General features: G+C 40.9%; 4 protein-coding genes. 2 read left to right on the top strand and 2 right to left on the bottom strand.

All coding sequences use genetic code 11. The features are described 5' to 3' along the window. Positions 1-290 precede the first annotated feature (290 nt). Positions 291-3,464: an efflux RND transporter permease subunit gene (locus tag Q4575_RS18930; protein WP_215962738.1), complete on the bottom strand. Its 3,174-nt coding sequence runs from the start codon at positions 3,462-3,464 to the stop codon at positions 291-293. Between the two features lie 30 nt (positions 3,465-3,494). Continuing rightward, the gene (locus Q4575_RS18925) at positions 3,495-4,700 is read right to left on the bottom strand and encodes an efflux RND transporter periplasmic adaptor subunit (protein ID WP_303523869.1); all 1,206 of its coding nucleotides are present in this window, start codon (positions 4,698-4,700) and stop codon (positions 3,495-3,497) included. 180 nt (positions 4,701-4,880) lie between these two features. Between Q4575_RS18925 and Q4575_RS18920 the strand changes: the two genes are divergently transcribed. After that, entirely contained in the window at positions 4,881-5,513 is a 633-nt protein-coding gene (locus Q4575_RS18920; protein WP_303523868.1) for a TetR/AcrR family transcriptional regulator, read from the top strand. 312 nt (positions 5,514-5,825) lie between these two features. Next, positions 5,826-9,269, top strand: coding sequence for an ammonium transporter (gene amt, locus Q4575_RS18915; RefSeq protein WP_303523867.1), 3,444 nt, complete (start codon positions 5,826-5,828; stop codon positions 9,267-9,269). Positions 9,270-9,299 lie beyond the last annotated feature (30 nt).

Here is a 9,299-nt window from a genome sequence, read left to right as displayed (position 1 = left end):
TATTTTCCCTGTGTTTATTTTATTTATTAGTAGCAAATTCTTTGGGGTGCTTGCAACGTTTATGTTTGGGAGATTGTAATCTTTTGGTAAATTTGTGGAAATGAGGAAAGTTTCCTCTTTTTCTGACTTAGGAGGAAAAACATTCAATACTGTATATAAAAACAGTCTAAAACTAAAACTAAAACTAAAACTAAAACTAAAACTAAAACTAAAACTACTCCAGTATGGGTCACAGCACATAAAAAAGGAACCTTTTAGGTTCCTTTTTTAACAATTGAAATGAGGATTACTTACACTAAACCTTCTTGGGTTTTTACGTGTTCTTTTTTGTGGTTTTCCGCAATTTCATCTGCAAGTTCTTGGCGTGAACGTTTTTCTGTTAGCTTACGTTCTGTTAACCAATAGAAGAACATTGGTACAAAAAATACAGCTAGGAACGTTGCAGCCATCATACCGCCCATGACCCCAGTGCCTACACTATGACGTGCGCCTGCCCCAGCTCCAGAACTGAAGACTAAAGGCACTACACCAAGGATAAAGGCAAGTGATGTCATAATGATAGGTCTGAAACGTAATCGTGCAGCTTCAAGTGCCGCGCTACTCGCGCTCCAGCCTTCTTGATGTTTCATTAGGGCATATTCAACAATCAATATGGCATTTTTACTCGCTAACCCCAACAGGGTAACTAGGCCAATTTGGAAATAAACGTCATTTGTTAGGCCTGCTATCCAAACTGAAATGAGTGCGCCAAATGTACCAAAAGGCAAAGCTAACAATACTGAAATTGGTAATGACCAACGCTCATAAAGTGCTGCCAGTATTAAAAACACCATAATTACAGCCAAGCCTAAAGCTAAACCAGTTGTACCCGAACTTTGGTTTTCTTGATACGCGGCACCCGTCCATTCATACGTTAAGTTTGGTGGTAATACTTCTTTTGCAATGCGTTCCAATTCAGCAATCGCTTGACCAGAACTATAACCCGGTGCGGCACTACCTAATAATTTAACTGCTGGTAAGTTATTATATCGGTCTTGACTGTCAGGCCCGCGACTGAACTTCACATCAGCAAAAGCCGAGATAGGAACCATTTCACCAGATTGACTCTTAACATATATACGGCCTATGTCTTCAGGCGAGTTTCTAAACTCTGCTTCTGCAGACATTACGACCTGCCATGCACGACCAAACTTATTAAAGTCATTTACGTAGTAAGTGCCTAAGTTGCCCGCTAACGCACTAAACGCATCACTAATATTAATGCCCATTGCACGAGCTTGTTCGCGGTCAAGATCAACACTAAGTTGCGGAGCATTTGGACGCCATAACGTTTGTATGCCACCTAATATTGGACTTTTTTGCGCTGCCCCCATTAAGATCTGCATGCCTTGTTTAAGCTCTTCGGTACTGTTGTTGCCTTTACTTTGTAGGTAGACTTCAAAGCCGCCAGTATTGCCTAACCCCATAATTGCAGGTGGGTTAAACGCTAAAACTAAGGCTTCTTTAATATGTGCGGTTTTCATAAACAATTCGCCGACCAAAGAGTTGGTGTCTTGTTCACGTTCGCTCCAATCTTTTTGGGTAACGAATAACGTTGCGGCATTATTTTTATAACCACCACCGATGAAGTCAAAACCAGTAAACGCGACAATGTCTAAGTTCGCAGGGTTTGAGCGTACGGCCTCTATTACTTCGCCAACAACTTCTTCTGTGCGGGCCAATGATGCACCATCTGGCAAAAATACCGCTGATATATAAAATCCTTGGTCTTCATCTGGTACTAATGAACTTGGTGTGTTTTTCCACATCGCGCCAGTAATTGCAATCATACCGACCACAAGTACCAAACCTAAAAAGCCACGTCGAACCATAAAGCTAACCGTACTTACATATTTACCTGTGATTGCAGTGAATTTGCGATTAAACCAAAGGAAAAAAGCAGACGTTTGTTTATGTTCTTGCTTTAAGATCAAAACACAAAGTGCTGGCGTCATGGTCAATGCCACAACACCTGACAAAAATACCGATATTGAAATTGTTATTGCGAACTGACGGAACAATTCTCCCGTTAAGCCACCTAAAAATGCGATAGGAACAAAAACTGAACACAACACAAGAACGATGGCGATAACTGGTCCACTGACTTCTTTCATTGCTTTAATTGCGGCTTCACGCGCACTAACACCTTCTTCATGCATAATTCGTTCGACGTTTTCAAGTACAACTATAGCGTCGTCGACAACAATACCAATGGATAACACCATGCCAAATAAGGTTAGCGTATTGATTGAATATCCAAGCATATATAAGCCAGCAAATGTGCCAAGCAATGAAACAGGTACGGCCAATGTTGGAATTAATGTCGCTCGCCAGTTTTGTAAGAATAGGAAAACAACTAAAAATACCAATACCATGGCTTCTGCTAATGTTTTTACAACCTCGGATATAGAAACTTCTACAAAACGAGTTGTGTCATAAGAGGTTGAGTGTTTTAAACCTTGTGGAAACGCAGCTTTAACCTCAGCCATTACATCATTTACGTCACTTGCAACATCCAAAGCATTTGAGCCAGGTTTTAAGAATACACCTAATAAGACGGCCTCTTTGCCATTAAATGTTCCCTTAAAGTTATAATCTTTGGCACCTAATTCAACACGCGCAACGTCTTTTAATCGTAAACTGCTGCCATCAGGATTTGCTCTAATAATAATGTTTTCAAATTCTTCAGGCTGTGACAGACGTCCCTGAGCAGTTACGTTATACACTAACTCCTGTGGCGAACTCGACGTAGGCGTCGCACCAATTTTACCGGCGGCATATTGAGAATTTTGACTTCTAATTGCACCGGCAACATCATCTACAGTCACTTTTAACTGGCTCATGATATCTGGACGCAACCAAATACGCATTGCGTAATCCTTGGCACCAAAAACTTGGACACTGGTGGTTCCAGGAATACGTTTAACTCGGTCTAGAATATTTAACGTCACGTAGTTTGACGTCCACAAACTCGATTTACTGCCATCTGGTGAGTAAAAAGCATGGATCTGCAAAAAGCTTGAAGACGCCTTTTCAACGACAACGCCCTGTCTGCGAGTTTCTTCTGGCAACCTTGCTTCAACCTGTTTAACTCGGTTGTTTACATCTACTGTTGCTTTATCTACGTCTGTGCCTATTTCAAATGTAACTGAAATAGTTACTACGCCTGAACTTGAAGAGGTCGATGACATATACATCATGCCTTCAACGCCAGTAATAGCGTTTTCGATCGGCGATGCAACGGTTTGCGACAGTACTTCTGCAGACGCACCTGGGTACATTGCTGTTACATTTACAACCGGAGGCGAAATTTGTGGGTATTGTGCAATAGGCAAGCTTCGCATTGAAGCTAAGCCTGCTAATACAATGACAATGGAAATGACAAACGCAAATATGGGTCTGTCAATAAAGTATCTTGAAAACATGAACTGTCCTTTTATTAACTTACTTTGCGTTTATTTAGTTGCTGTTGGTGCGGCTTCTTGAGCAATTGCGACCGGCATACCAGGGAAGAAAATACGTGCCATTCCATCAATTATCACTTGGTCACCTTGTTTCAAACCAGAACGGACAACCCAAAAGTTTTTAATTTCCCCATCAACCGTTTGTTGTACCCACTCGCCAACTTTAATAGGTGCAGGTTGCGCTATCAACATGCCGTTTTCTGCTTTAGCCGCCAGGTATACAAATTTGCCAGTTCCATTGTCTAAAACGGCTCGTTGTGGCACTACGTAAGCATTTTTACGGATAGCACCAGATAGCGAAACCCGTACAAATTGTCCCGGTCGTAAACTAAATTCAGGATTAGGAATAATGGCTTGTAATTCACTTGTGCCAGTTGCTTGATTTACACGAATGTCGTTGAAGTTAACAGATCCAGCATGAGCATAAGCAGAACCATCTTGTAGTTTAATGCTTGCTTGCCAGTGACCATTTTCAGGTAACGTTAGACTGCCGGCAGTTTGGTCTTTACGCATCGCGAGTTGTTCACGCTCAGACAAACCAAAACGTAAACGGATTGGGTCAAGTTGCGTAATTTGGCTCAATAGGAGCTCTGGGCCTGATACAAATGTACCTACAGACACAAATTCTCGACCCATTACACCACCAATAGGCGCTTTAACTTGAGCGTAATCTAGATTCAATTTAGCTTGTTTTAATTCGATTTTTGCTTTGTTCACTTCAGCTTCAGAGACTTCTACGGAGGCCTGGGCACTATCTAATTCACTTTGAGAAATAGACATAGTGTTTTTTAATTTTGATAATCGAGCGACATCTTTATTTGCTTTATTTAACGTTGCCTTGGCACTTTCTAAAGACGCTTCTGCGCGAGCCACAGCCAATTGATACGGTTCAATATCGACCGTGAACAAAGACTGCCCTGTTGTTACAGTTTGGCCTTCATCAAAATTTCTCGATGTTAAAATACCACCCACACGCGAACGTACTTCAATTTCTTTAGAACCAGACAACGTCGCTGGTAATTCAATATTAAAAGGTACGTCCTGAGTCGTTGCCGACATAACCTGCACACTCGCAGGAGGCATTCCACCATGGCCACCGGCAGAAGGTGTTTCACCGCAACCAACCATTATAAGAGAAATGACTGTTAAAACAGGGAGTTTTAAAAGGGGTAAAACTTGAATATTCTTAATTTGCATATTGGTTCCAAACTCAATTCAGTACGTTTATAAATAAGGGGTTAAGCAAAAGTAAACGATAGTGTATACTAAAAATAATTACAGGTACACGCAATCGTTTACTTTGTTTGTAAAAAATATTAAATTGTCCGTTAGCATGTTAATTGAAACGGTAACTATCATTTAAAGGCGCGAAAAATTATGACCTTATGCAATTCGCTAGGCAATTGTCCGGAGAAAAGTAACTCTAAACAAGACGATATCTTGTGTGCCGCTATTAGTGAATTTGCTAAATTTGGTGTTTTGGGCTCCACCATGGAACATATCGCCAAACGAGCTCAAGTCTCCAAACGAACGTTATATAAAAATTACGCCAACAAAGATGAATTGTTTGACGCCGTTATAGATTTGCAACTCGGTACAATTAGTCGCCTAACAGAATGTCCCTATCAAATGGATATTCCTATGCATGAGCAATTGAGAAAACTCGCTTACCAAGCAATTAAGTTAACCAATAATGAAGATTATTTAACGCTGTCACGTATCGTGATCATTGAGTCCATGCGTTCTAAAGAAGCTGCGGATAAAGTGAATTCAAAATTTAAAGACTGCGAAAAAGGCATGTCTGGCTGGTTTTCCACAGCCGAGCGAGCCGGCGCATTGGAGGGGATCCCCGCAAAAACTGCGGCAACTATGTTTTATGGTAGCTTAAAACAATTGGTTTATTGGGAACGAGCAATTAAATGGCAACCGGAACGCACAGAAGAAGAGTTGTCAGTGATGGTAGAACAAGTATGTAGTGTGTTTGCCAAAGGCTTTAGTTCAACAAATTAGTGCGCTCCTATACCCTTGCCTTAGTGGGAATTTAAAGAGCTCCCGAAAGTTGCCAGAAACTCCACCTTAGCTATAATTACCGTCATATCTTTATGAATACACGCCACTTTTTTTAAATCAGCAACTCTGACCCCATGCTATTCGTAGCTAAAGGCAAGTGGCAGGTTTATTGCTCTTTACAAGTTCAGTGACACGTTATTTATAATAACCAGTATATTCAAATTTATTGTATTAAATAACAAATACCTATAAATCAATGCCTTGCATTTAGTTAATCAGATTTCAAGCCCTAATTAGCGTAAAGGAGTTAAAGTGACAATTGATACATTATGGTTAATGTTCGGCACCATTTTGGTGCTTATCATGCAGGCAGGTTTCCTCTGTTTTGAATCTGGGCTTACCAGAACAAAAAACTCTATTAACGTCGCTATGAAAAATTTAGCCGATCTGGTTGTCACTTTTATGGTGTGGTGGGCTATCGGATTTGGACTTGCGTTTGGTGATTCCTGGGGTGGCACATTAGGCACTAATTATTTTTTTGTAACTATAGATCAAAACACCCCTGAATTAGGCAGTTTCTTCTTATTTCAAGCAATGTTCTGTGCCACCGCTATTACAATTGTATCTGGCGCTGTAGCAGAACGAACTCGGTTTTTAGCTTACTTGTTTATTGCCGTCATTGTCGCATCCCTTATTTACCCAATATTTACCCACCTGACTTGGGGAGGAGCTTTAGGCGGAGATAAAGGTTATTTAGGCAACATAGGTTTTGTCGATTTCGCCGGTTCCACAGTAGTGCACAGTTTAGGCGGTTGGGCATCTTTAGCCGCGGTTATCATCATTGGGCCTAGAACCGGAGTTTTTGAAAAAGGCCGTCAGCATATTTCAGCAAGTAACTTAACCCTAGCTACCTTAGCCATTATTTTGTTTATTATTGGCTGGATCGGTTTTAACGCAGGAAGTACCTTAAAGTTTAACAACTTAGTGCCAACTATTATTGTAAATACTATTATGGCGGCCATGGCCGGCGGTATCAGCAGCTATTTACTTAGCTCGTTCGCGAAAAACCCTAATGTTCAAACGAGCGTTGCGCCATTAAATGGCATAATTGCGGGATTAGTATCTATAACGGCGGGCTGCCATGCCGTCGGGCAACCTGCGGCCATTGTCATCGGTGCCGTAGGCGGCGTTATCGTCTATTACGGTTCGGCCTTGTTAGTTCATTACAAAATAGACGATGCCATTGATGCGATTCCGGCTCATCTATTTGCTGGCATTTGGGGCACAATTGCTGTTGCGCTATTTTCTGACTTAGAGTTATTAGGAACCGGATTGTCTCGCTCGGAGCAGTTTCAAGCGCAACTAATAGGCATACTAATTTGTGCCGTTTGGACCTTCTCTATTACTTGGATGCTATTAAAACTTATTAGTCGATTTTATCGACTACGAGTCACGCCTGAGGAAGAATATGTAGGGCTGAACGTTTCAGAGCATGACGCTCGAACAGACTTAGTTGACTTCTTATTGTCCGTAAATGACGCTAATGTTGATGAAGATTTGTCGAAGCGTCTACCGGTTGAGCCGTTTACCGAAGTAGGCCAAATAGCCCAAAAATACAATCAATTAATGGAACGCGCTGAAGATGCGGTTCAAAAAACCAAAAACATTATTAAAGATGTTCAAGCTGGTATTCTTACGTTAAACAAAGACGCTCAGGTAATAAATGCAAATCCAGCTGCTAAAGCAATTTTTGGTATCTCCGATAGCCATCACTTCCCTATTCCCTTTGAACAATTAATTACCCCACAAAAAGCTCTCGCTTTACCACAACAGGTTAACATCACCCATCTGCCCTGGGTGGCCGTTTTCGACACCATCGAAGAGATATTTGTTGAAGGTGAACTTACCACAACAAAAGAACCGATCTTCCTTAATATGACGGCGTCTGCCAGTAGCCACAGTGAAGATGAAACCATTTGTTTCGTACACGACATCACTTTACAAAAAATTGCCGAAAACGATTTATTCCAAGAAAAAGAAAAAGCCAATAAAACGCTAGATTCGATTGGTGACGGGGTTATTTCAACTTCACCTAGTGGCAACGTACAGTACATTAACCGTACCGCAGCCAAACTCACTGGCTGGTTAGACAAAGACGCCATAGGTAAACCACTACATCGAGTGTTTTGTGCTGTTGATAAAATCACTGATCATCCAAACGATCAATTAATCACAAATATAAATCAAAATCGCAAAACCATTATTACTCAAAAAAGCCAATTGCTATTTAGTCGTAGTGACGATGTATACGCCATTCGTTATACCGCCTCCCCTATTTTTGATAAGGAAAATAAGCTAACTGGCATTGTTATTGTGTTCCAGGACATCACTCAGTCTCAACAAATACAGTCAAAATTAAACCATCAGGCAACCCACGACCCGCTTACCGACTTGTTTAATCGCCGAGAGTTTGACATTCGCCTACAACAAATTGTTGATGACGTGCAAAGCCAGCCTAAATCTGGTGTCGAACATAGTTTAATATTTATCGATTTAGATGAGTTTAAGTTTGTTAACGATATTTGCGGCCATGCCGCGGGTGATACGTTATTAAAAGAAGTCAGTAGCATTATGAATGAGACAATTCGTCATCAAGACACGCTAGCGCGTTTAGGTGGAGATGAATTTGCCATTATACTAAATGACTGCCCAATTGAGCGAAGCTTAGTCATTGCGGAAAAAATTAAACTAAATATATCCCAGTACAAATACAAACAAGATAAAAAAGAGTTTGGTGTCACCACGAGTATTGGTGTTGCAGAAATAAATGCACAAACCACTAATGTACAAGATGTGTTGATACAAGCAGATTCTGCGTGTTACACCTCTAAGAAGCGCGGTAAAAACCAAGTCTCTGTATTTAAAAAAACCGATGCTGAAATCGAACAAATTAGCGGCGACGCGCATTGGGCTGGTCGATTACAAGAAGCGGTTATTCAAGAAAATGGGTTTGAGCTCTTTTTCCAACTCATTACGCCGTCGACGAGTCATACAAAGGGGCAAAAACCACCTCTGCATTTTGAAATTCTAATCCGAATGAAAGAAGCTGACGGCTTAATAATACCGCCAAGTGCCTTTTTACCGGCGGCTGAACGTTATGGTTTAATTCATCGTATTGACTCTTGGGTCATTTGCCACACGTTTGCCTGGCTAAATAAGCAAAGAAAAACTCTGGCAGGCCATAAAATAAAATGCGCGATAAATTTGTCCGGCAAATCCATAGATAAAACCGAAATTATTGAAGAGATAGAAATTTATCAAAAGGAATTTAATATTAATCCAGCCGATATTTGCTTTGAAATAACTGAAACCGCCGCTATAGGAAGCATATCCAAGGCGTCTGCTTTCATTGAACGATTGCGTGCTGAAGGATTTAAATTTGCACTAGACGACTTTGGCGCGGGCTTATCTTCTTTTAACTATCTCAAAAACCTTCCCGTCAATTATCTAAAGATTGATGGCAGTTTTATCAGGAACGTAGACAACGACCCGCTCGATCAGGCTATGGTCAAGTCTATGGCAGACATTGGCAAGACCCTAGGCATTGAAACCGTCGCTGAATTTGTCACCTCAGAAGCCATCGCAGATTACCTAATAGATGTCGGTGTCGACTACTTACAAGGCTTCCATTTTCATAAACCAGAACCCTTAAACAATTTAGTGCATATTGTAAGACGAGATCAGATAGGAAAGTGACATGGATTTATCAACCACGTTAATGTAATT

The sequence above is a fragment of the Psychrosphaera sp. 1_MG-2023 genome (assembly GCF_030548245.1).
In the GTDB taxonomy this organism is placed as follows: domain Bacteria; phylum Pseudomonadota; class Gammaproteobacteria; order Enterobacterales; family Alteromonadaceae; genus Psychrosphaera; species Psychrosphaera algicola.
Note: the sequence above shows the minus strand (reverse complement) of the source record. Positions and strands in the feature narration are given on the sequence as shown.

Coding starts and splice junctions, on each gene's coding strand:
- Q4575_RS18930 (WP_215962738.1), bottom strand. CDS start 3,464: ATGTTTTCAAGATACTTTATTGACAGACCCATATTTGCGTTTGTCATT.
- Q4575_RS18925 (WP_303523869.1), bottom strand. CDS start 4,700: ATGCAAATTAAGAATATTCAAGTTTTACCCCTTTTAAAACTCCCTGTT.
- Q4575_RS18920 (WP_303523868.1), top strand. CDS start 4,881: ATGACCTTATGCAATTCGCTAGGCAATTGTCCGGAGAAAAGTAACTCT.